The sequence below is a fragment of the Deinococcus humi genome (assembly GCF_014201875.1).
Classification (GTDB): Bacteria; Deinococcota; Deinococci; order Deinococcales; family Deinococcaceae; genus Deinococcus; species Deinococcus humi.
On record NZ_JACHFL010000013.1, the window covers coordinates 47,740 to 70,561 of the forward strand.

Genomic DNA, 22,822 nt, shown 5'->3' on the forward strand with positions numbered 1-22,822 from the left:
CTGAGCCAGCCCCTCATGACCCTTCGGCGTTAGTCAGCTCCCTCATAACTGAATTGGACGGAGCTGTCCAGGTCCGTTGCAACATGCTGGACCACTCGGTTGCGCCCCTGACGTTTAGCGTCATACAGGGCCTCGTCTGCCCGTGTGAGAATGTCAACACCTAGATCTTCTAGGGTCTTTGCCACCGGGTGAGGCAAGGTGGCCGCGCCGATGCTTACCGTCACACTGATCCCCTGGCCATTCCAGCGCACCTGCAACTGCTCAATCGCTCCTCTCAGCCTCTCCGCGATGATCAGGGCGCCGGCCGCTGGCGTATGGGGCAGCAGGACCACCATTTCTTCGCCTCCGTAACGTCCCGCCACATCTGAACGTCGCAACTGCTGCTGGACGCACGTCCCCAGGGCCGCCAGGACATGGTCTCCTGCCAGATGACCATAGGTGTCATTGATCGCCTTGAAGTGATCGAGATCCAGCAGCAGAACGCTGGTCGAGAACGCATGCCGGGCGGCAAGCTGCACCGTTTCCTGCAACCGGGCCAACCACGCGCGTTTGTTCATCAACCCCGTCAGATCATCCACTGTCGCCAGACTGTACAGGCGGGCGTTTTCGACGGCCACCGCTGCCTGAGCCGCGAAGAGTTCCAGCAGATGCAAGTCGCCGCTGCTCTGCGCAGGATTGTCCACCATGACCACACCCAGCGTGCGTTCTCCCGCTTTCAGGGGTAAGATGACCTCTGGACCCAGGTGTGCCTGGCCGCTCTCGACCGCACTGCGGATCTGGGCCTGCTCCTCAAGCGTCAGGAGCTCCCAAGCGGTGTGATCAAATCGTCCGGTCCCGATCCGGAGGGTAAACTCCTGCCGCTCTGCCGTGAGGACGGCTCCGCTGGGGGCAGCGGCCGCATGTTCAGGCGTAAGAACGGCCAGCATGGCGCTGGTAAACCCGAGTAAGCCCTGGATCTGCAGCAAGATGCCATGCAGCAGGTCGTCCAGGGGTTGCAAGCGGTGCAACTCCGGGGTGGCTTTCAGAATGTATTCTAGGCCGCTGCGCGAGGCGTGGAGAGCCCGGACGTGCCGGTATGTCTTTAACGCAGCATCCACCCAGACCAGCAGCTTGTCGGGACCTTCAGATTTGTCGTGATAGCCCTGAATATCCAACTCGCGCAACATCTGCCGCGGCGGCTTTTCCGAAGCGTAGCCGGTCTGTAAGACGATCTGGACCCTGGGGTCAAAGGTCCGCACAGCCTTGACGACGTCTTCTCCGGTCATGCCTGGCATGAAGTAATCAAGCAGCATGATGTGGACGTTGCGCGCACGGCAAAGCTCAATGGCCTGCTCACCGCTCGCCGCTGACAGAACCTCGTGCCCGTCGATTTCAAGCAGGCGGCAGAGGGTACTGCGCAGGTCGTCGTCGTCGTCAACCACCAGCACGGTGTGCCCGGAAGGTTGAGCTGTGGTGCGTAATCTGGCCATAGGCGTCTCCCTGGACCAGCAGGCTAGTGCGCCTCCCCTCACAAAGACCTGACTTAACTTGAGTCGATTTTGCGCATGGCTTGTTGAGCCACCCCAGCTTGTTGCTCAAGCTCGGGAGGTGTTGAGTGGGGCAGTGTGGGACGAGGGTGTGGTCGATTGTCAAAGACTGAATGGATTCACAGAGTTGTGTGGCCTCAATTTGCCGTTCAGCAGATGGAGGCCAGGGGAGGCGATTCCTCAGGTCATCCTTGGCGTGACTACGCTTAGAAATGCCTTGTTCTAGCGATTGCGGAAGCACTATTACAGACGAGATGCTGGAGACTTCCAATCCAGGTCTGCCGGTGTATGAATGCTCGCCCTTGTCTTATAGGCCTTAGCCCCAGCTGTTGCCGTTTCTGACGCCATGCTCCGTCAACGGGCTGTGTCTGGACTTACGCCTGAGATGGAAAGAGCACGGCAAAGGTGGTGCCTTTTCCCACGGAGGTGCTGACCTCGATCTCGCCCTTAAAATGGCCCGTCACAATGTCGTGGAGAATGCTCAGGCCCAGCCCGGTGCCCTTTCCTACATCTTTGGTGGTGAACATTGGATCAAAAATGCGCGGCAGGACTTCGGGCGCAATGCCTGTGCCCGTATCTTCCACCTCCAGCACCGGATCACCACCGCGTTCCACGAACCGGACGGATACCCGCCTTTCTCCAGGCAACTCACAGGCGTGAATCCCGTTCACAACCAGATTCGTCAGGATCTGCGTAAAGCGCCCCGGCTCCCCACGAAGCAGCACCTGATCTTTGGGCTGCTCGAACAGGAGGGAGACATTCGCGTTCCGGGCCTGATGCGCGATCATGGTCAGGGTATCGGTGGCCAGCTTCACTGCATTAAAAGTGGTGACGCCAGTGACCGTGTCCCGCGTGTGGCTACGGATGGTGCGAATGAACTCCCCAATGCGGCCTGCGCTGCTCACGCCCTCTGCAAGGATGGTGCGCAGTTCTGTGGCAATCTCACGGTGATCATTCTCGTTGACGCCCGGCGCGCCCACCGAGTCGTGGTATTCCTTGGCCAGCTGAGCTGCCTCGTGCAGAGAATTCATCGTTGCTGCCAGAGGAGAGTTGATCTCATGGGCCAGACCTGCGGTCAGCCGTCCCAGACTGGCCAGCTTCTCACTGGCCAACAACCGTGACTGACTGGCCTGCAACGCGTCAGTGGCTGCCTGGCGCTCGGTGATGTCCCGCTCCAGACTCATCAACATTTCCCGGCCGTGAATCCAGACGAAGGCCAGATGAATTTCCACGGGGAATTCACTGCCGTCCTTGCGGCGGTGCATGGTCTCCATGCGCACCCGCCCCTCATCACGGATCCTCTGTTTGAAAGCGTCGTTCGCTCCGGGCTGCGCGCGCAGGGCCTCGCCGCCAGACGTGATCAGGTAGGTGCTCTGTCCTGTCAGCTCCTCAACCGTATAGCCGTTCATGCTGGCCGCGACCTCGTTGCAGGCCACAATGGGCATATCCCCATCCAGATCGACCAGCATGATGCCGTCTGGGGAGTGGTCGAACAACACCTGGAACGTCCGGCGGCTTTGATCGAGTGCGAGGTCAGCTTCCCGGCGGTCGGTGACGTCCCGCGAGTTCATGACCATGCCGCGGACATGGGGATCATCCAGCCGGTTCGTGGCCACCCACTCCAGCCAGCGGTAACTGCCATCGGCGTGCCGAAAGCGGCTGGTCAGGCTGCTGGTCGCGCCGCTTCCGCCGAACACGGCGGCGGCGAACATCTGGCGAATCTCGGCGTGCTCGTCCGGATGCATGGCCTGGAGGACGTCTGTGCCTTTGATGGCTTCCGGCTCCAGGCCGAGAATGCGGTGCAGGGATGGACTGGCATATTTGATGTACCCGCCGCGGTTCACTACGGTGACAATATCGCTGCTCTGCTGAACCAACGCCCGGAACCACTCCTCATTCGCCAGGCGGGCGGCTTCCGTCTGTTTCTGTGACGTGATGTCGATCGTAAGTCCGGCCATCCGTATCACGACGCCCCCTTCAATCACTGGGGTGATGTAGTCGCGCACCCACACGACGCGGTCATCGAAAGCGCGCACCCGGTACTCAAGTTCGAAGGGCCGCCCCATCTGGACCAGGCGCTCGTAGTCGGCAAGTGTCTGCTCGCGGTCCTCTGGGTGGAGGTGGCCTTCCCAGAAGGCAGGGGTGGCGAGCCAGGTCGCTGAAGTGTACCCAAAGAGGGCTTCCACACGCTCGGAAACAAACGTGGTGTGTTCCCTCACGGGGTCCGCCTGCCACACGACACCGTTGATCGCGTTAAGCAGGCCAAGCAGGTCCGTGGCCTGCGTCATCTGAATCCCGAGGATACGCAGACGTGAGGTTCGCCGTGCCTGGTCTTGACTTGCATGTCCTGAACAGTAGGGTTCAGGGTCTTACGCAGTTCTCCCCACCTCTTGCCCCTTCGGTGGAAAGGTTGTCCTGGACGCGGGACGGCAGCACAAAACTTGCTGGGCCCTGTAGAGGTTAGTCGGACAGATCCCGTCAATGGGCCGACGCGGCTGTAGATAAAAGACTCAAGACGTTTCCTCCTGCCGAATTGCGGGAAGGGAGAAAACGCGCTGCGCCAGTAACGCTAACTGCTCAGGCCAGATGAGGCAGCGGTCGGACTGTTCGCTGGAGCTGCCGGCAAGCCTGCTCGGATTGCCGTCGAGGATTTCGCGGTCCGCTGACTGCGACAGCAGTGACGCGCCCCGACAGAAGAGGTGCAAAAAAAATCAGGACACGGCAGTCTGGCCATGACCCTCACGTTCTCTTGGTATGTCCTGGACGATGGGTTGCGCGAGACGGTGGAGGATCTTCCTCGCACCTTGCCTGCGCCTCCGCAGTACACGCATGCACTCCTCAAATAACGTCTACCACACTGGCCTCGCAAAAACCCCCTCCTAGCTGAGGGGGTTTTCTGTGTTCTGAACATGGTGCACTCGACTGGATTCGAACCAGTGGCCTGCCCCTTAGGAGGGGGCCTTCCTGACTCTGTTGCTCAGATGAATTATGGAGATGTGATAGTCTTTTTCGTCGTCCTAGAGAGGAGATTTCCATCGCCATTATGTTAGGGATCTGTGCCTTAGGTGTCCTGGAAGAATGGACGTGACAGATGAATACGGGCGGGTTCGTCACGGGGCTGTCACAGCTGCGAACCCGCCCACCGTCTTGGGGGGCGCCGAAGCGCCACCCTAGGACGATATCAAGGGACAACGCTAAAAGCGTGGCACATGGCCAGGGTGTCCTGTGCCTCCCCGCACTCTGCCCTCACGCCGACAGTAGGGAGCACATGACCGTTGGCCTCACCAGAACCGGTGAACCCCATCTGGCTCTACTGCGTGGTCACTACCATACTCGGCTCTGCCTGTCAATTTTGCGGTGCCTGACTTTGATGCAAAACCCTGCGGGAGTAGGTGGTAGACCGTCCTGTTCTCCTCTAGGCTGCGGTCACTTCGGAGCCGGTCTGCTCCTGAAGTGCCTTGAAGAGACCAGAACAATCCTCCCAGACGGAAGTTCCGTCCACAGCCCGCCACGCCCCAGGCCGTTGAGCGTGCTCACCCGCCCCCAGCACCATCGCCACTCCCACGTTGCTGCACAGCAGAACGGGCCTCAGCCTGTCCTGGCAGCACGACGGGTCCTCATGGCCTATTCCCGGCCCACAGGAGAACTGCATGTTGAACCTCCCTACCCCCAGTACCACCCCCGCGCTGCCGACCTACTACACGGTCGAAGAGGCCGCAGAACATCTCAAGGTCCACAAGACGATGCTGTACCGCGAGATCCGCGCCGGCCGCCTGATCGCCCTGCAGATCGGCACCAAAATCCTGCGCATCGCGCACCAGGACCTGATCGCCTATATCGGGGACCAGACGTTCAAGGGGGGGCCGGAAGAACGCTGACCTGCGACCCGCTGAGCGATGGCCGGCCCCACAGCGCCCTCGATGTGTTCGCGGCCCAACAACACGGCGGGGACGTGAAGGCGGATCGCCCTCGCCGGCCCCCTTCCCCCCGCGGAGGTCTCCGCGCGCGACGACGGGCATTCCATCGACCGGGCGCGCGGTCAGGCCCAGGGGCCCAAGCGACTCCTCAACTGGGTCGATAGGCTGAACTTAACCAATTGATACGCCCGCCCCAGGCAAAAAGGGAAGGCCGGAGCGCCACACTCCGACCCCCGATTGGGAACCCCCTCTCACAGGAGTTCAACCATGCGCGAACCACCGCGCGGCCCCGCACGGGCCGACGCCATCATACCCGTTGAGGGCTCCCTCCCCGCAACGGCGAACACACCCGCCAGTCAAATGGATCCCATTCAGGACGGGATCGATTGCTCCCCGGAACCGGGTCAGTTCACCTTTGACCAAACCCGTGCCGATCAGATCAACCCCACCGATGCCCTGCGCCTGCTGGAGGCCCTGCGGCACCCTGGTGAGCGCATGTGGCTCCAGATCTTCGCAGATGGGCCAGACAGCGCCTATGCCTACGAGGAGGCAGCCGTGAAGGGCCGCAAGCCTCGCAAGATCTGGCGTCTCACTGGCGTTCCAAAGCCCCTTGGCACAGGAATACACGGTTATGCCACGGGCGGAACTGAGCGCACCGGCTGGGTGACCCCCGATGAGCTGCGTCAGCGACCCTACCTGCTGGAGAATATGGCCCGCTGTGGCGTGTTTTTCTGTGTCAATGCCTTGCCGGCCGACGCCAAAAGACGCAATGCCCCTGACATCAGCCGCGTCGCGGCACTGCTGCTGGACCTGGACGGCGCACCCCTGCCAGCAACGTTCCCAGTGCCGCCCACAGCCATCGTCGAGTCCAGTCCCGGAAGATTCCACGTGTACTGGGCTGTGGATGGCATCCCGCTCAACGAGTTCACGACCCTTCAGAAAGCCCTCGCCGCCATTTATGGGGGCGACCCATCGATCAGCGACCTGCCCCGCGTCATGCGGCTCCCTGGCTACTGGCATAGCAAAGGGAAGCCGCACCTGGTCACGCTGCGCGAACTGAACCCGAATGCCCATTACACGCGCGATGATGTCGTCCGAGTGTGGCCCCAACTTGCAGACGCCGTATTGGCGGCAGAACAGACGCAAGAACAAGAGAAGCGTGCCACAGAGGCCCGCCAGAAGCGGGCCAAGGCACTGCGTGATCAGCCGGCTCAGGGGGGAAATTACGGCTTGGCGACCCTGCAACGTCTGGAAGCCGACATGCTGTCTGCCCAACCCGGAAAGAGGAACGTCACCCTGAACTGGGTGGCCTACCGTGCTGGGCAGATGGTTGGGGCAGGACTGCTCGACGAAGACGAGGCACGGACCCGGCTGACTCAGGCTGCTGAGCAGACTGGCCTTGCGAGCCGTGAGATAGACACCACTTTCAACAACGGCATTGTTGCTGGGAAGGCGAAGCCGGCCGACACGAGGGAGATTGGCACCAGAGCCAAAGCAGGTCGTGAGATAGACACCACACTCAACAAGGCCATTGTCGATGGCAAGGCGAAGCCGGCCGACGCGACGGAGATTGGCACCAGAGCCAAAGCAGGAGGGGAGGACACACCACCTCCAGTTGCCACTGGACAGCCCGGGAATGCTCCGAAAGCAGCCGAACAGGCCTACATCATGCCCCGGTTATCGAAAGGGACCCACCAGGCGACCGACGAGGCGAATGCGCTGATTCTGGCTGCCAACCTGGGGGGGCGCCTGCGCTACACCATCGGCCTGGGCTGGTTGGTCTATCAGCAGCACAGAGGTGTTTGGGTCATTGACGCCGAGCGCGTCCATGCCGCAGAGGAGGCAGGAAAGGTTCTGAGGCGTGTGGTCTCGCAAGTGTACGACCAAGCTGTTGAGAAGCGTGCCGACGAGGTCGAGTTGCGCCGCATCACCCGCTGGGCCGCCTCCGTCGGGAGCAACAGAACTGTTCAATCTGCTCTTCAGGGTGCCACAGGCAAAGAGGCCTTCTTGACCCCTTTTAAGGACTGGGACGCACAGCCACACCTGCTCAACTGTCGCAACGGGACGCTTGACTTGATCACCGGCGCGCTGCGCCCCCATGACCCCAACACCCTGCTGACCTGGCGGGCCGGGGCTCACTACGACCCCGAGGCCCGGCATCCCCACGTCGACCAGTTGCTGGCGCTGCTCCGGGCGGACGGGCGCGAAGGGTTCTTGCAGCGCAGCGTAGGGAGCGCCCTTTACGGGGAGGCCCCAAACGAAGTGTTGACCGTGCTTGATGGCAAAGGCGGCACGGGGAAGGGCACGCTGGTGGCGGGCGTGACCGCAATGCTGGGTGACTACGCCACCACCATAGAAGTGCAGTTGCTCCTCAGCAACCCACGCGGCGAGTCGGCAGCAGGACCCAGACCCGAACTGCTGGCCTTGCGGGGACGGCGACTGGTGATCGCCGGCGAACCCCCGAAGGGGGCAAGCTTCAACGCGGGCCGTGTGAAGGGCATGACTGGCAATGACCCTATTACGGCGCGTAACATGCACAGTCCAACCATGGTGACCTTCAAGCCGGTCTTCAAGCTCTGGATCCACACGAACTACCCCATTGGGGCCAGCCACGATGACAGCGGCCTTCAACGGCGTCTGCGTGTGGTGCCTTTTAAGGCGAGACCTCAGCGCGCTGACCCAACGGTCAAAAAGACACTGGAATCCGATCCGGTAGCCCGTTCGGCCCTCCTCAACTGGGCGCTGGAAGGGTGCCGCGCCTGGCTGACCAGCGGGTACGACCTGGGGGAGTCCGAGGTCATCACCCAGGCCACAGGCGCCTATTGGCACGGCCAGAACCCGTATGAGCAGTTCGTGGCCACACAGCTGGACCTTGACCCACGCAGCGAACTTCCTTCCGGTCGGTTGAAGGCGCTGTTCGAGGACTGGGCGGCCGAAAAGGGAGACGAGGTGAAGCGCAACGTTAAGCTGGCCGACCTGCACGGGTACTTGCGGCAGCAGGGCTGCACGGCCGTGAAGGGCGCAAAAGGTGCCCGAAAGTGGGTTGGCGTACGAGAACGAGCCTGACCCTTTGGCAGACCAGGGGGCCTATGGCCCCCCCTTTTGGGTGGCGCAGGTGGCGGTGGTGGCATTCCTTCCCAAGGTCCTTTCGCGTAATACTCTAGAAAAAAAAATATATAGGGGAGAACCGCCACCTGCGCCACCCGCGCCACCCGCCCGCCTGGGTAAGCCGCACGAGAACCACATGGCCATCCATGGGCGCGCAGTCAGGTTCTGTCCAGCACTTCCTGGCGCCACCGCCGATTGAGGGTCTTTTCCTGCCTGTTCCACCACCATTGAGGGATCAATGGCATGCTGCCTCGGGCTGTGTGGTAAGAGGCCAGCAGAAAGACGGCATCCTTCTCCAACAGTGCGGAGCCGCGCTTGGCATATTCCTCGGCCAGATCGTAATGCCGTTGGGCCGCCTGCGCGGCCTTGCCGTACCCCATGGCCAGCTTGACCAGACCCAGGGAGTTGGCGGCCGTGATCAGGGCAATGGTCGTCTTAAGCGCGCCAGCGTAGTTCTGTAGTCCCTCGTTCCCTCCCACACTGACGCTTTGAGCCGTCGTGTACACGAAGTATCCGGCCGCCGCAAGCAGGGTTAGCAGCACCATCCACCACATCAGTGCCTGCATTCCCCTCGCCTGCTCTCCGGTGTACCAGGCCGATTGCTTGACGTTCTCTGCAGCCCGGTTAGGCCCCACCTCCACGGGAGTGTCGAAGTACCTCCGGTTCTTGGCCCGATGCTCCGAGACGACTTTGTTCAGCAGCCTTTCAGACACCCCGCTCGCCGCGTTCAACCGCTGCTTTTCTTTCAGAGGCCATCCCAGGCTGTCGTGGTAATCGATTGCCCGTGCCACCTGCTCCGCCAGCCCTTTGGTGCTGTCCGAGCGGTAGCTGAAGAACTCTGCCACCAGCAGACCCGCGAGCAGGGCCACAGGTGTGTAGGTGGTGTTCTGGAGCAGAAATGGAATCAACAGGACGATCGCGGCTCTGGCGATCAGGGACACGCCGAACTCGAACTTCGCCTGGCGATACAACGCCTCGCGCCTGGCGTGCTCCCGCTCCTCGCGGGTCACAGGAAGGGAATCATGATTCATTAGCACCACGCTCAGTCGCACACGGGAAAGAAAGGGCCAAAGACCTGCTGAAGGTGTCGGCTGGCCGTCTGGTGACTCTTCCAGGCTGCAACCCCCACTGCCTGCTGCAGTGTCTGTGCGGCGCTGTGCGCCAGCGACGAGATTCGTTGTCGTTGCGCATAGGACAGGTGACTGTCCAGATCAGGACCCAATCCCTTCGGGTCTGGGCAGGTGTGGTACACCGCGCTGGCAATGTGCGTGAAGCACGACTGCAGCGCTGCAAGCGGGTCACTTGGCATCATCCAGGGAAAGGCGCTCAGGCAGAGGGTCTCCAGATGGTACGACCCCAGGGGCAGCCCGTGCTGGACATTCCAGTACTTCACCAGCCGCACCAGGCGCAGGAGCCGGCCGCCCCCCCGCTGGTTCGCTTCGGTCATGCGCTTGGCGTCCCGTCGGGGGTCAGTCTTCTGCCAGCCGCCCCGACCGTTTGGGATCAGGTAGTAGAGGGTGGTTCCGAAGAGATCGACGATCGGCAACGCTGGCACCACATCGAACTTCCAGGGCCTGGAAGCCAGGTCAAGCATGATTGCGGCGCCGTCAGGCTTGATCTCAGTCCGGCCGTACTGCGGCACGCTGCCCAGGCGTGCACGCACCTCGTTCACCACGGCCCGCGAACTGACGCGGCCGGCATCATTCAGAAAGCGCCGTTCAACTGGTACTCGCCCCGTGCTCAGGGAATACAGGCCCATTGGAGTGGGTTCTACCGTCATTTCCCCAGTCTTCCCAGTCCTGAACCAGGTCTCTTGGGCCGTGATGCTGCCAATCTCGACGACGAACATCAGGTCCACGTCGTCGAGCGGGCGAATCTTTGTGCGGCGCGCGAAGGATCCGAACTGCACGACCTCGCCCGTCATGCGTGGCAGGCCTGGACTGGCGTTCATGGCAGCCACCAGGCTGGTCTTCAGGAAGTCACGGCTCCTGCGGGCCTCGGCAACCTGGGTGGGGTCAAGGTCAACGCGGGTCACGGCGAACTGGTCCAAAGCAGCTTGAATCGTTCTGGGCATCATTCACTCCCGTAGCTGGGAAAGGCTTTTCCGAAGACATCGCGCCAGGCGCCAAAGGCGTCCTCGGTCTCCCCATCTTTGTCGTATTCGAGGGCGATTTCGGTGAAGTACGCCGCCCAGCTGGCGTTCTCCGAGATCTGCGTGCGGCGCAACCAGTCCACGCCGAGGTCCAGGTCAGGACCCAGACCTTTTGGGTCTGGGCAGGGCTGAAAGACGGCATCGGTGAGCCGCCCGAAGCAGCGCGCCAGCAGCTCTGGCAGGTCAAGGGTGTACATTTTGCCCTTGTCCTGCATCACGTTCGCGACCAGCGTCTCGAGGTGGTAGGACCCCAGCCGCGGCTTTTGCGTGGCGTTCCAGTACTTGACCAGCCGAACAAGCGACAGGAAGGCTTTCCCGTGCCGGTTCAGCGCAGCGGTGAGGCGGTCGGCGTCTGCCCGCGGATCGGTGCGCCACCAGTCCCCATTGCCGTTCGGGATCAGGTAGTGCTGCGTCATGCCGTCTTTCACCACGGGCACGGCGGGCACGAGGTCGAAATTCCAATCGTAAAAGTCCAGCTTCAGGCGCACCGCCTGCAGTCGACGGTCGACGCTTTCCACCTCCAGGTCTCGCAGACCCTTGATCTCGTTGCGAATGGCATCGAGCACGGACCTGGAATTCACATCGTCCAGAAAGGCCCCGGTGAAGCGGGCCAGCGGACCCCTGGAAGCTTCAAGATCGAAGCCGAACCTATCGCGACGGATGCTGGTGGGCCGGGCGGAACCAGGTTCGAGCACCACCAGCAAGTCCAGGTCATCGAGTGGCTGGCACTGGGTCTTGCGGGCAAAGGAGCCGTAAACCAGGGGCTCTGCGCCCAGGCGCGGAAAATCGGACTTCTGTTCTGCCAGCTCTGCCACGCGCGTGGTGATGCTGTAGAGACTCAGCCGCGCCTTCTCGGTGAGCTCCGGAGGCAGGTCGACCACTTCATCGCGGAACTGGCAGAATGCGCCGTAGACCGTCCAGGCCAAGCTAAGCCTCCTCGTCGCGCTGCTTCCTGAACCCCTCGTAGACCAGGTCCAGCAGAATGGTGGCCAGGCCTTCCCGCACGTCTTTGCGGCCCAGCACCTGCTCGGCCATCGCCGTGTGGTTCTGCAGCGACTCGATCACTGTGCGCATCATCTCCGGACGGAAATCGCCGTGCAGGAAGCGTTCCTTGGTGTTCGCCGCCGCCTGCTGGGCGAGGACCGGGTTCTCCAGCAGCTTCCCACTGATGGTCTTCGCGTACCCGATTAGGTCCGCGTCGGTCAGTTCACCCTCGAACAGCCCGTTCATCTGCTCGACGAGCTGCTGCAGCGTGGTCTTCACCGGCGCGGCGCTCCCACTGCCCGCCGTCTGGGTGGGGCTCAGCTCCCCATCCGGGGCACCCTCGGGCACACCGTCCATCCCTGCGCCCCTGCGAATCCGGTGGTGGGTCATCACCAGTCCGCTGAGGTCAACTTCGTCGTGCAGTCGCTCGGGGGCCAGCAGGGGCAGCAGCAGCCGGAAGACGGTGGCGCGCCGCGCCAGGTCCGGGTCGTCGTAGCTGATGATCTGCGACAGGAACTCGTACTGGCGCACGAACGTGCCCAGGTCATGGCGGAAGATTTCCAGCTCGCCACGTGCCTCGCTGCCCGCTGCAGCCGCCGTCCAGCGGTCCCGGAAGCGGTCCACCAGCGGCGCCAGCAGGCCCTGGAGCCTGGCCTGGGTGACGCCGACGGTGGCGTAGGCGTCCGAGATCGCGACGATCTCGGCGTCGATGTAGACGCCCACCCCGTCGAGCTTCGCCTGCAGCGCGTGCAGCAGGTTCGGGTCGGTCACGTCGGTCAGCGTCGCGGTGCGGTAGTACGGCAGGAAGGCTTCGAGCACCGCCTGCGGGTCATTGACGAAGTCCAGCACGAAGGTCTGGGTCTTGCCCGGATACACCCGGTTCAGGCGCGACAGGGTCTGAACTGCCTGCACACCGTCCAGGCGCTTGTCCACGTACATCGCCACCAGCTTGGGCTGGTCGAAGCCGGTCTGGTACTTGTTGGCCACGATCAGCACCTGGTGGTGCTCAGAATCCAGCGCCTCGGGGATGCTCAGGCCCTCGAGCCGGTTCATGTTCGCCTCGGTGTAGGGGCCGATCTCCTTTCCCTGTTCGTCGCGGGTGACCTCGCCACTGAAGGCGACCAGCGTGCCCAGGGCGTAGCCGTGCTCCGAGATGTAGGCGTCAATTTTCTGCTTGTACTTCACCGCCGCCAGGCGCGACTCGGTTACGATCATCGCCTTGGCTTCGCCGCCGAGCAGCTGCGCCACGTTCTCGCGGAAGTGCTCCACGATGATGGCCACGCGCTGCGCGATGTTGTGGTCATGTAGCTTGACCCAGCGGATCACGCTGGCGTGTGCGCGGCGCTGATCGACCTCGGCCCCATTCGGATCCTGCCCTTTGTAGGCGAGCTGCCAGGCGGTCTTGTACGCGGTGTAGTTGCGCAGCACGTCGAGAATGAAGCCTTCCTCGATCGCCTGCTGCATAGTGTACACGTGCAGCGCCTGGGGCAGGTTCCCCGGGCCGCGGGGCTGGCCCGGGTCCGGCAGGCGCCCGAAGCGCTGCAGGGTCTTGGCCTTGGGTGTGGCGGTAAAGGCGAAATAGCTGAGGTTGGCGCGGCCCACCTGATGCTCGAACGCCGAGGCCTCGCCGGCCAGCACGTCCTGGGCGTCCTCGTCGTCGCCCCCCAGCGCCTCGCGCAGGCGCACAGCGCTTTGCCCCGTCTGCGAGGAATGTGCCTCGTCCGCCACGATGGCGTAGCGCCCGGCGCGAATCCGCTCCAGCCTGGCCACCGCAGTCACGTCCAGCTTGCCCTTCTCGGTCAGGTGGCTTTGAAGCTGCTCGCCGGTCATGCCCCGCAGCCGGGTCAGGTAGGCCATGAACGCCGGGAACGTCTGGATGGTCAGGATGATGATCGCTGCGCCGCTCGACAGGGCTTTGGCCAGCTGGTCGGTCTTGACGTCCTTGTCGGTGATGCGCACCACCTGGCCGCTCTGCTGCTCGAATTGCGCCACCGTCTCCTGCAGCTGGTCATCCAGCACCGTGCGGTCGGTCAGCACGATCACGCTGTCGAAGACCTTCTTGTCGTCGACGTGCAGCGAGGCGAGCTGGTGGGTCAGCCAGGCGATGGTGTTCGACTTGCCCGAGCCGGCCGAGTGCTGGACCAGGTAGTCGTGACCGGCGCCTTCGGCGGCGACCATCCAGCGCAGCAGCCGCACCGCCTGCAACTGGTGGTAGCGCGGAAAGATGATGCGCTCCTTGATCTCCTTCTGGCCACTCGTCAGGAAGCGCTCGGTGCGGGCCCAGTGCAGGTAGTGCTGCAGCAGTTCGAGCAGCGAATCTCGGGCCAGCACTTCCTTCCATAGGTATTCGCTGCGGTAGCCGCCGGTCACCGGCGGATTGCCCTTGCCCCCGTGGTGGCCGCGGTTGAACGGCAGGAACTGGGTGGTCTTGCCCTCCAGTCGCGTGGTCATGCGCACCTCGTCGGTGCTGACGGCGAAGTGGACCAGCGCACGGTGGCCGGCCAGCAGCGGCTCGGTCTTGTTGGTCTTGAGATCGCGTGGGGGGCGGTCTTCGCGGTACTGGCGCATGGCGTCGCCGATGCTCTGGGTCAGGTCGGTCTTGAGCTCTTCGGTGACGACCGGAATGCCGTTGACGAACAGCACCACGTCGATGGAGTCTTCCTTCTCGGTGCTGTAGCGCAGCTGGTTGATCGCGCGGCAGATCACCTGGTCATAGCGCGCTGCGAGGTCCGGGTTCATGCCGCTGGCCGGGCGGAACTGCACCAGCTGGAAGCGCGCGTTGACTTCCTTGAAGCCCTTGCGCAGCACGTGCAACGGGCCGTGTGTGTCCAGCTCCTCCGCCAGGCGGTCGAGGATGCGGCGGTCGGTGTCGCCCCCCTGGAGCTTCTGGACCTTGGCGTACTCGCCCGGCTGGGTTTCGCGCAGCCAGCTGATCACGTCGATCGGGTACAGGGCGCGCGCCTTGTCGTACGCGTACAGCCACTGGTCGCCGGCGGGCGTGCCGGGCGGGGGCGTGCGCAGGCCAACCTGCCAGCCAGTGGTTGTCATGTCGTCGAGCAGCTCGTGCTCGAAGTGCTTTTCCAGGTGAATTCCAGTCATCGGGCCTCCAGGGCGTTCAAGGGCGTCAGCTCTGCTCGTAAGCGCGCTGGATCAGCTCTTTGGCCTTCTCCACGTCCGCGTCGTTCCTGATCGTCACTTCCAGGTCCCCGGTCGCCCAGTGGCCGATATTGCGCACATCGCGGGTGAAGCCGTCACCCAGAGGTACCGTGGTCGGGTCCAGCCGCAGGTAAAGCCACAGCTCTCCTCTGGCCGGGCCGGGAACGACGCAGACGAAGTTCTTCAGGCGGCGGTAGGCGAAGTACTGCTTCAGCGTCTTGAGCTGGATGTCGTCACCCAGGCTGAGCACGAACTCGTGCAATTGCTGGTGGCGGGCCTGCACCCCGGGCGTGCACTTCTGCAGAGCGACTTCCACGGGGGCCAGTCCAGCCGGAGGATCCACAGGGTCTGGGTCCGGCAGTCCAGGCACCGTCAGCGGAACCACAGGAACCCGAATCACCTCAGGCGCCCGGCGCGCAGCAGGTAGGGTCAGGGGCGTGTTGACCTGCTCGAGCATCAGGTGCTCCTCGCCGTACCGCCGGTAGCGGATCAGCTCGATGTTGCGTGGAATCTGCTGGACGGCGTAGCTGTCGTACTTGGTGAATTCCCCGGCGATGCAGATCAGGCGTGGGCTGGTCCAATCGATGGCCCTAGCGGTCTCGATGCCCAGCCGATCTTGTACCAGCAGCTGAAACTCGGCGCGGTTGTTCACGAGCCAGTCCAGGTAGAACAGCCCCTGGTTGATGACGCTCTCGTGCATCTCGCGCTTGTATTCGATGATCACGGGGAAGTTGTTCTCGTCAAGGCCAAGGGTGTCGATGCGGCCCCCGTACTTGGCGCCGGTGCTGTATTCGCTGGCGAGAAAGCGTACCCCCAGGAATGTCTCCAGGTGGCATTCCAGCAGGGTCTGCAGGTGCTTTTCGATGGTGAAGCGGCTGGCGGGGAGTTCGGCGACGTCGCTGCCCCGCAGGTGAAAGAGCTTGCTGCTCACGGGGCCACCTGGTTGCGGACGTCAATCTTGCCGGTGACGGCGGCGGTGATCAGGGCAGCACGGTGTTGGCGCATCAGGGCCATGCTGGCACGGACTTCCCCGGTCAGGGCGTCGATTTGCGCGAGCTGGGTGTCGAGGTGGTCGATGATGACGCGCTGTTCGTCCAACGGGGGCAGCGGCACCTGCAACTCACGTATATCCGGCATGTAGATGGTCTGGTGGGTCGAGCCCATCATGAGCCGGGCGAACTCGTGCTTCATGCTTCGCAGCAAGTACAGCAGGTACTCCGGCAGTAGCCGTGGCCCGCACACCCAGTTGGCGAAGTCCTGGGTGGTGGCCATATCAGTTCCCAGGATCGCGCTGAAGCCGACCGAGGCGGTGCGGGAGAGAATGACGGTCCCGCTGGGCAGTAGGCGGGCTGCGGAATTCGCCATGCCGAGCTCGCTGATCTTTTCCTCGGTGTCCTCGATGTACTTCAGACGTCCATCCCGGAAGCGGCGCACATCGCTGAGCGACACCCAGGGGACGGTGCAGTCCACCCAGTACTCGAGCTTCGATCGACTGGGAGTGTGCCCACTCTCGAGACGGGCGACAGAGCGCAGCGTGATGAACTCCCAGTGTTCGGGCACTTGCCCGGCCCACAGTGCGCCAGAGTCGGTGAGTCGAGGTGCGCCCAGCCCCTTCGTGGCGACTTGGAAGACCAGGACGGTGCGCCGCAGGGCCAGATCCTCCAGCAGCCCCGCCTGCTCGCGCAACAGATCGTCGATGCGCGAGGTCTCGTGGTCGAGGAAGGCGGCGATTGCGTGCTGCTCGGCGAGCGGCGGGTAAGCCAGGGGCAGGTTCCCGAGTTGTTCGGGCGAGACGCGGGGCATCTTGCTGCCGAAGGTCAACATGTTGGCAGCGTCGATGTGCCCAGGGCTCAAGAGCCAGAACTTCAAGAAGCGCGCGTCGAGACCAGGATCGGGGCGGAAGGCGATGAGCTCCGTTGAACTGCATCCTGCCCCCTCTGCTAGATGCACCTTTGCCAGGTAGGGGCGGAGCTTTCCGAACAGGACATCACCGGTCTCGAAGAGTGCGACCATGCTCTCCACCTGCGCGGGTTCCGGCAGATCGTTCAGCTTCCCAGTACCGGACTCCAAGTGTTCAAGGCCCAGATAGCGAAGTTCGGGGGGGCGGGTTTCGGTTCTCGCGGTCACCGCCCTAGCGACGTGCTTGAGTCTTTTCGCCTCCCACCCAACCGGGATCTCACCGATCCACGGCACACTGCTGTCCTGATAAGCCGGGTAGGGCCGGAGCCGCGCCCTAGCCGCCTCGGTTGCCGTCACCCCACCACCGCCTGCAGCAGCGTCATGATCCGCGCCGCGCGCACCTTGAGCTGCGCGTCAATCTCGTCCAGCGAGGGTGGCGCCTCGTAAGTGTAAAAGTGCCGATTGAAGGGGATTTCATACCCCACCTTGCCCACTTGGTCATCCGTGGCGTCCCGCACGTCATCGCTGATCCAGGCATCGGCGGCGTAGGGCTTGACCTCGCGCTCGAAATAGGCTTGAACGTCCTCGGTCAGCGGCACGTCCTCGGTGTCGCGCAGATCGGTGTCCGGAATCAGCCGCTTCTTGCCGTCGCGCGCGGGCTCGGCCGTCTCGTCGCGTTCAGCCAGCAGGTCGGCAATGTTCTTGACCTCGGTGACCTTCAGGCCCAGCGGCTTCACAGCGAGTTCCACGTAGCCGAGGAAGGCGGCGCGGTCTTTGAAGATCTGATCGCCCACCTTGGCGCGCAGCGCGCCGATGATGTCTTCCAGGTCCTCGCGCTTGCGCAGCTTTTTATCCTCGCGCAGCCGCGTCAGGCGCTCTTCGCTGGCCTGGTAGTTGTGGCGCATGGGCCGGTCAATGGTCACCGTGCGGTAGCCAAAGTCCTCGTTGCGAAAGATCTTGCTGATGTCGCTCTGCTCCAGGTCGCCGTGGGCCTTCACCACCTGGGCGATGTGTGCGGCGCTCATGCGGCTGCGCTTGCTGCCCAGGCTCTTGGGCATCTTCTCAAACAGCTTGCCCGCGTCGATCAATTGCACCTTGCCCACGCGCTCCGGCGCCTTCTCGCGCGCCAGCACCCAGATGTAGGTCTGGATGCCGGTGTTGAAGAACATGTCGGTGGGCAGCGCGACGATGGCCTCGATCAGGTCGTGCTCGAACAGGTGGCGGCGGATCTCGCTCTCGCCACTGCCGGCATTGCCCGTGAACAGCGGCGAGCCGTTGGTGACGATGGCCATGCGGCCGCCCGGGGCCAGCTTGTGCAGGCCGTGCAACAGGAACAGCAGGGTGCCGTCGCTGCGACGGGGCAGGCCCGGCCCGAAGCGGCCCTCCTTGCCCCTGGCCACGTGCTCCTTGCGCACGATGACCTCGGCCTTGCTCCAGTCCACGCCGAACGGCGGGTTGGAGATGACGTAGTCGAAGGTACGCCCGGCGTGCTTGTCGTCGGTCAGGGTGTTGCCCTGCTGGATGTTCTTCGGATCGTAGCCCTTGATGACCATGTCGGCCTTGCAGATGGCGTAGGACTCGTCGTTCAGTTCCTGTCCGAAGACCGCGAGCTTGGCGTCCGGGTTGGCCGCGCGCACGTACTCGTCGCCGCCCGACATCATGCCGCCGGTGCCGCCGGTGGGATCGTAGAGGGTGCGCACCACGCCGGCCTTGGAGAGAATCTCGTCGTCGTGGGTGAACAGCAGCTGCACCATCAGCGAGATCACTTCGCGCGGCGTGTAGTGTTCGCCGGCGGTCTCGTTGGACAGTTCGGCAAAGCGCCGGATCAGTTCCTCGAAGACGTTGCCCATGTCATGGGTGCCGATGGCACCCGTGCTCAGGTCCACGGCGGCGAAGCGCTTGAAGACCTCGAGTAGCAGGTCCTTTTCCTCGAGCTCGCGCACGATCTCGTCGAATCGGTAGCGCGCGAAGATGTCGCGGATGTGCTCGGGGAAGCCGCCCGTGAAGCGGATCAGGTTGGGGGCGAGATTGGCGGTGTCACCCAGCATGGCTTCGAAGGTCAGGCCGGTGACGTTGTAGACCGGGCCGCCGGCAGCGTGCTCCAGCAGCGCGGTGGGGGCCGCCTCGCCGTACTTCGCGATCACGGCCTCGACGGCCTCGCGCTTGGCCTGGGCGACGCCGTCCAGGCGGCGCGCCACTGTCATTGGCAGAATGACCTTGCCGTAATCCGCCTGCTTGAAATCGCCACGCAGGATCTCCGCGGTACCCCACAGGAGCCCGCTCAAATTCAATTGTGTCATGGTGCCTCCGAGAAAGAGATTAGCACTAAAATTGCAATTTTCTCCGTTATGTTTTAAGCTAAAAATCAGAAGTATGAACAGCGTTGCTTCCACCGCATTTACCTATTTGGAGGACCATGATGGATCAAGGCGCTGAGACGGTCTCGAAAGAAAAGGATCCTGCTGTGGTGCTGACCCAGCTGGCAGTGGGGGTACTCGCCACCGATGACGGCTTCATTGCACTGAAAAAGATTTTTGATGGAGTGGTAATCCGGCCTGCCCAGCAGTATCGCGCGTTCCTAGCTCTACGCCAGTTGCTGCCACACACGATCCAGACCGCGCTCACCTATGGAGTGGTGCGCGATCCACAGGACAACAGTGTCATGTTGTTCTCTGGCGCGACTCCTCACATTCTGGCCTCGGCCCTGCGCCCCCTGATCCCTGATCCGGACCGGACCGCGCAGGCGGTGCGCACGATGGCGCCCTGGATCCGGGCAGAGACTAAGGGCCCAAAGTACGTGGGCTTTACCCTGACCTCTCTTGAGAACGACTGGAATCAGATGTACTTGCTGTACGGTGCTATCAAAAGTCGCTGCCGCAAAATGAACTTCAACATTCCTTGGGCTGACGCTGATCATGCCGACTGCGAGCGAGTGGCCAGAAATCTCTGCAGAAGGCCGGCGATCCGATCTTGGTTGATCACTTCTCTCGCTCAGGAATATGGCGTGGAGTCGGCGGGCCACGCCATGTATCTCCTTGCCCAAGAGTACCTGCGCCGCGAGAAATTGTGAGCTCCATGTGTCAAATCTGCTTCCCAAGAGCAGTTGAATGCCCTCAGATTGGTGGGCCTTCGACGCTTTTCTCTTCCATTTCGGCCATCAACGCGGTCACGATAATGGCCGTCGAAACGGCATTCAGATCGAAATACAGCCCCTCAGAAGCGCCATCTCGTCCAGTCGCCTCATGGCTCGCATGACGCTGCGTCTTGGAGGTGTTCTGTCGTATGGAAAAGCGCTCGCCCGCACCGTGCAGTTCAAGCTCAGCCGAAAGCGCGAGCGCGTCGGACAGCTGCCCGTCCGTCAGCCGCAGGCCCATGGTCACCGCATCCGGGTGCAGCGGGGCTCCAGCGATCACCATGCCCAGAAAAGCGCCTCGGGCCCCCTCAGGCGTGACGGTCATTCCACCTCCAGAAATTTCGTTCATCGCTGCGAACCCTCCGGCCTCTTTCAGATCGTCTGACGACACGAGTCCGAAAGGAGACAAATGGCGAATCCAGATCCGATTCTGACCCAGCTGGCGACGGCACGGCGCTTGTCGAGCGGTTTGCCAGCGGGCGTCCGGATGCTGCAGGCGCTGGGCCTGAACCGCCACGAGCAGGCAGGTCTGCTGGGGCTGAACCCGCGCAGTCTGGAGCGGGCCGCCCACCCGTCCGCCCCCGTGCTGGTCCTGGCTCAGCTGGCCCGGCTGAGCATCACCATCGGCATCTACAACGCGCTGCACCTCCTCTACGACGCCAATACCGCGGCGGGCTGGCTCCAGCGCGCCAACCAGCGCCCCCCTTTTGGCGGTCAGACGCCGCTGGACTACATGCGCCGCGGCGGCGTTCCAGCGATGGACGAGACGCGCCGGCTGCTCGCCGGCGACCAGGGCGGGCTGTTCTCGGTGACCCCGAAGGCCCACAGGGCGGCGGCGGACTTTAGAACGGTGATCGAGCTCTAAACCCCCACCCAGGGCTCACGTGTGGTGGCCCGTCCATTCCCCCCCCCTGTGCCCAAAATCGGCTGCCTGGCAGACACGGTCAGCCTGCCTGACCCTGCCAGACAGGCCCGCCCAGTTCGAGGGCGCACCGAATGGTGCGCTCCAGGTAATCGCCCTGGTCCCATTTCCCCCGGCGCAGCGCCGTTGCCTCCATCAGTCGGCGCAACTGCTCGGGATCGGTGCAGTAGAACCGCAGCAGGCGCACTGCGGCCAGATCGGCCTCGCTGGGGGAGATATAGCCCGCCCCGGCCCAGTCGCCGTTCTCGAGCAGCGCCCGCGCGCGGGCGCCGTTGGCGGCCGTGTACAGCCGCAGCAGCACTTCGCGGTCCGCCAGGGTGGGGGCCGCCGCCCTGGGCGAGGCCGGGGGCGCACCGCCCAGCTGTTCCAGCACGGGTCCCAGTGTGCCCAGCGCACGGCCCCGCCCACCCAACGCCGCGCCGGTCACGGTCACGAACCCGCTCCCCAGCACCTCGATGCCCGACTGCCGACGAGTGCGCGCCAGGCTGCCGCCCAGCCACACATGGACGCCACCGCCCGGCGAGCGCTCCGCATAGCCGGCAACGTCCCGCAGCAGCACCTGAGCTGGACGGGTCAGCGGCGTGTCCAGGTCCAGCACAGTCAGCCCCGTATCGGCCGCCAGGACGATGCCAATTCCAGCGCCCCCGAGCTGGCGGGTCAGGTTATGGGCCTCCGCCATCGGCAGCCCCGCCCCCCGGCAATCGATGGGGCGCAGGACGCTGGCACGGGGCAGCGCCGGCACCTTCCCGACTTTGCCGTTCCCACGCGGCAGGGCCAGCCAGGGCAGCCACGTTTCCAGATCCAGCAGTTCAGTCGGCAGTGTGGCCTGCAGGTGATCGAGCCGGCGAAGGGGAGGAGGGCAAAGTGCTTTGCCCTCCTGGTTCGTGACGGTCACGCCACGCGCCGGCGCCGGGCGCGTGCCTGCAGTCCCCAGTACCGGCGCACCAGGTTGAGCGCCGCGTTGACGTGGGCATCCAGGCGGTGACCGTTGGGACACGTGAACGTCGCCCCCTGCCGGATACCCAGGGTATGCGTCTGACACGCACTGCAGATCTGGCTGGTGAACGCCGCGGGAACCCGCACCACCCGGATGCCCCGGGCGTATGCCCGCTGCGGTCCCCACGACTGGTGCCAGTCCGCGACCGCGCGCCGGCGGGCGTTAGCCGTGAAATTCCCGCGGAACCGCGCGTAGCCAATGGTCTCCAGCACCAGCGTGTTCGCCTGACGCAGCACCTGCCTGGTGAGGTCTTCCAGCGCCGCGCGCGCCGCGGCGTAGGTCAGGATCTCGGCCAGCGCCCGCACCTCGACCGGCTCGCCGGCGGGTACAGCCGGCTCAGCCAGCCTCCACGTCACCGCGTGCTGCTGGCCCCACGCCGCCGTCGCCAACGGGGCCAGCCCAATGTCCACACCGATCACCGCACGGCCCGCCAGCACGGGGCGACGCGGGGGCTGGGCGACGTACAGTACGACGAACCACTCGCCCCCCAGCTCGATCAGCCGCGTGCGGTCACGCAGCCAGGCGGTCGGCGTCCAGAGGTCGTCCACCATGTCCGCGCCGCTCGCCAGCTGGCGGCCCTGAGCGGCGGCCAGGCGCACGCCAGCCAGCCACGTCGTCTCGTCTGCCTGGGTCATCGGTGCCAGCAGGCCGGTCAGCAGCGGGTAGACCCCCGGGTACTGGCGGTACGTCCCCAGGGATGCCCTGATGATCGAGGTGTATTCCTGCTCTGGGAGGCGATAAAACTCGCCGGTGATTGCCAGATGGCCCAACTGGAGTTCGCGGTCGTGCACCAGCTGCTGAACGCTCAGCAACTGGGCGGCGGGGCGGTAGACCTGTCCCCCGGTCATGACGTCAAGGTCTTCCTGAGTGGGCTGCAACTGGCCGCTGGCGACGGCCTGGCGGAGTTGCGCGTACGCGCTGCGGTCCACGCGGATCACGTGGTGGGTGTGGGTGGTGTCTTGGTTCATTTTGCTCCTGGCTGAGGGGATGGGTGGTCGATTCTTTCCCGTTCAGTACAGGTTTTTTTT

At 63.7% G+C, this 22,822-nt stretch carries 16 protein-coding genes; 4 read left to right on the forward strand and 12 right to left on the reverse strand.

Annotated features, from left to right (window positions below; genetic code table 11):
• Positions 1-29 precede the first annotated feature (29 nt).
• Positions 30-1,469 (reverse strand): GGDEF domain-containing response regulator, encoded by a 1,440-nt coding sequence (locus HNQ08_RS19110; protein WP_184135776.1) that lies wholly within the window; start codon positions 1,467-1,469, stop codon positions 30-32.
• A 431-nt stretch (positions 1,470-1,900) separates the two neighbouring features.
• Positions 1,901-3,814 carry a PAS domain-containing sensor histidine kinase gene (locus HNQ08_RS19115; protein ID WP_184135778.1) on the reverse strand — a complete coding sequence of 638 codons (1,914 nt, stop codon included), beginning with the start codon at positions 3,812-3,814 and terminating at the stop codon, positions 1,901-1,903.
• A 1,362-nt stretch (positions 3,815-5,176) separates the two neighbouring features.
• Here HNQ08_RS19115 and HNQ08_RS19120 point away from each other — a divergent pair.
• Both HNQ08_RS19120 and HNQ08_RS19125 read left to right on the forward strand, forming a co-directional pair.
• The gene (locus HNQ08_RS19120; protein WP_184135781.1) at positions 5,177-5,404 is read left to right on the forward strand and encodes a helix-turn-helix domain-containing protein; all 228 of its coding nucleotides are present in this window, start codon (positions 5,177-5,179) and stop codon (positions 5,402-5,404) included.
• Between the two features lie 306 nt (positions 5,405-5,710).
• Positions 5,711-8,509: a phage/plasmid primase, P4 family gene (locus tag HNQ08_RS19125; RefSeq protein ID WP_184135784.1), complete on the forward strand. Its 2,799-nt coding sequence runs from the start codon at positions 5,711-5,713 to the stop codon at positions 8,507-8,509.
• Positions 8,510-8,709: 200 nt separating this feature from the next.
• On the opposite strand, the gene HNQ08_RS19130 is transcribed toward HNQ08_RS19125, so the two are convergent.
• From HNQ08_RS19130 to HNQ08_RS19160, 7 genes are read right to left on the reverse strand one after another with little or no spacing between them, the layout of a single operon-like run.
• A complete protein-coding gene (locus HNQ08_RS19130; protein WP_184135787.1) occupies positions 8,710-9,582 on the reverse strand; it encodes a hypothetical protein in 873 nt (290 codons plus the stop codon).
• A gap of 11 nt (positions 9,583-9,593) precedes the next feature.
• Positions 9,594-10,625, reverse strand: a complete 1,032-nt coding sequence (locus tag HNQ08_RS19135) for a hypothetical protein (protein ID WP_184135789.1) — start codon at positions 10,623-10,625, stop codon at positions 9,594-9,596.
• A complete protein-coding gene (locus HNQ08_RS19140) occupies positions 10,625-11,629 on the reverse strand; it encodes a nucleotidyltransferase family protein (protein ID WP_184135792.1) in 1,005 nt (334 codons plus the stop codon). The genes HNQ08_RS19135 and HNQ08_RS19140 overlap by 1 nt, the downstream gene beginning before the upstream one ends.
• A 1-nt stretch (position 11,630) precedes the next feature.
• Positions 11,631-14,786 carry a type I restriction endonuclease subunit R gene (locus HNQ08_RS19145; RefSeq protein WP_184135794.1) on the reverse strand — a complete coding sequence of 1,052 codons (3,156 nt, stop codon included), beginning with the start codon at positions 14,784-14,786 and terminating at the stop codon, positions 11,631-11,633.
• A gap of 25 nt (positions 14,787-14,811) precedes the next feature.
• Positions 14,812-15,774 carry a DUF5655 domain-containing protein gene (locus tag HNQ08_RS28145; RefSeq protein ID WP_184135796.1) on the reverse strand — a complete coding sequence of 321 codons (963 nt, stop codon included), beginning with the start codon at positions 15,772-15,774 and terminating at the stop codon, positions 14,812-14,814.
• Positions 15,771-17,099, reverse strand: a complete 1,329-nt coding sequence (locus tag HNQ08_RS19155; RefSeq protein WP_184135799.1) for a restriction endonuclease subunit S — start codon at positions 17,097-17,099, stop codon at positions 15,771-15,773. Before HNQ08_RS19155 ends, HNQ08_RS28145 begins: the two co-directional genes overlap by 4 nt.
• Positions 17,096-19,042, reverse strand: coding sequence for a class I SAM-dependent DNA methyltransferase (locus HNQ08_RS19160; protein ID WP_184135801.1), 1,947 nt, complete (start codon positions 19,040-19,042; stop codon positions 17,096-17,098). The genes HNQ08_RS19155 and HNQ08_RS19160 overlap by 4 nt, the downstream gene beginning before the upstream one ends.
• Before the next feature lie 116 nt (positions 19,043-19,158).
• Here HNQ08_RS19160 and HNQ08_RS19165 point away from each other — a divergent pair, with 116 nt between their 5' ends.
• Complete coding sequence (locus HNQ08_RS19165) at positions 19,159-19,812, forward strand: hypothetical protein (protein WP_184135804.1); 654 nt, start codon at positions 19,159-19,161, stop codon at positions 19,810-19,812.
• A gap of 43 nt (positions 19,813-19,855) precedes the next feature.
• On the opposite strand, the gene HNQ08_RS19170 is transcribed toward HNQ08_RS19165, so the two are convergent.
• A complete protein-coding gene (locus HNQ08_RS19170) occupies positions 19,856-20,200 on the reverse strand; it encodes a hypothetical protein (RefSeq protein WP_184135806.1) in 345 nt (114 codons plus the stop codon).
• Positions 20,201-20,284: 84 nt separating this feature from the next.
• Between HNQ08_RS19170 and HNQ08_RS19175 the strand changes: the two genes are divergently transcribed.
• A complete protein-coding gene (locus HNQ08_RS19175; RefSeq protein ID WP_184135808.1) occupies positions 20,285-20,740 on the forward strand; it encodes an antitoxin Xre/MbcA/ParS toxin-binding domain-containing protein in 456 nt (151 codons plus the stop codon).
• A 79-nt stretch (positions 20,741-20,819) separates the two neighbouring features.
• On the opposite strand, the gene HNQ08_RS19180 is transcribed toward HNQ08_RS19175, so the two are convergent.
• Positions 20,820-21,692 carry a phage NrS-1 polymerase family protein gene (locus HNQ08_RS19180; RefSeq protein WP_184135810.1) on the reverse strand — a complete coding sequence of 291 codons (873 nt, stop codon included), beginning with the start codon at positions 21,690-21,692 and terminating at the stop codon, positions 20,820-20,822.
• Complete coding sequence (locus HNQ08_RS19185) at positions 21,689-22,762, reverse strand: zinc ribbon domain-containing protein (protein WP_184135813.1); 1,074 nt, start codon at positions 22,760-22,762, stop codon at positions 21,689-21,691. Before HNQ08_RS19185 ends, HNQ08_RS19180 begins: the two co-directional genes overlap by 4 nt.
• Positions 22,763-22,822 lie beyond the last annotated feature (60 nt).

What these genes read in the sequence shown, in the direction of transcription:
- HNQ08_RS19170 (WP_184135806.1), bottom strand. Translation starts at nt 20,200, where the DNA reads ATGACCGTCACGCCTGAGGGGGCCCGAGGCGCTTTTCTGGGCATGGTG.
- HNQ08_RS19135 (WP_184135789.1), bottom strand. Translation starts at nt 10,625, where the DNA reads ATGCCCAGAACGATTCAAGCTGCTTTGGACCAGTTCGCCGTGACCCGC.
- HNQ08_RS19145 (WP_184135794.1), bottom strand. Translation starts at nt 14,786, where the DNA reads ATGACTGGAATTCACCTGGAAAAGCACTTCGAGCACGAGCTGCTCGAC.
- HNQ08_RS19110 (WP_184135776.1), bottom strand. Translation starts at nt 1,469, where the DNA reads ATGGCCAGATTACGCACCACAGCTCAACCTTCCGGGCACACCGTGCTG.
- HNQ08_RS19130 (WP_184135787.1), bottom strand. Translation starts at nt 9,582, where the DNA reads ATGAATCATGATTCCCTTCCTGTGACCCGCGAGGAGCGGGAGCACGCC.
- HNQ08_RS19160 (WP_184135801.1), bottom strand. Translation starts at nt 19,042, where the DNA reads ATGACACAATTGAATTTGAGCGGGCTCCTGTGGGGTACCGCGGAGATC.
- HNQ08_RS19165 (WP_184135804.1), top strand. Translation starts at nt 19,159, where the DNA reads ATGATGGATCAAGGCGCTGAGACGGTCTCGAAAGAAAAGGATCCTGCT.
- HNQ08_RS19115 (WP_184135778.1), bottom strand. Translation starts at nt 3,814, where the DNA reads ATGACGCAGGCCACGGACCTGCTTGGCCTGCTTAACGCGATCAACGGT.
- HNQ08_RS19120 (WP_184135781.1), top strand. Translation starts at nt 5,177, where the DNA reads ATGTTGAACCTCCCTACCCCCAGTACCACCCCCGCGCTGCCGACCTAC.
- HNQ08_RS19185 (WP_184135813.1), bottom strand. Translation starts at nt 22,762, where the DNA reads ATGAACCAAGACACCACCCACACCCACCACGTGATCCGCGTGGACCGC.
- HNQ08_RS19125 (WP_184135784.1), top strand. Translation starts at nt 5,711, where the DNA reads ATGCGCGAACCACCGCGCGGCCCCGCACGGGCCGACGCCATCATACCC.
- HNQ08_RS19175 (WP_184135808.1), top strand. Translation starts at nt 20,285, where the DNA reads ATGGCGAATCCAGATCCGATTCTGACCCAGCTGGCGACGGCACGGCGC.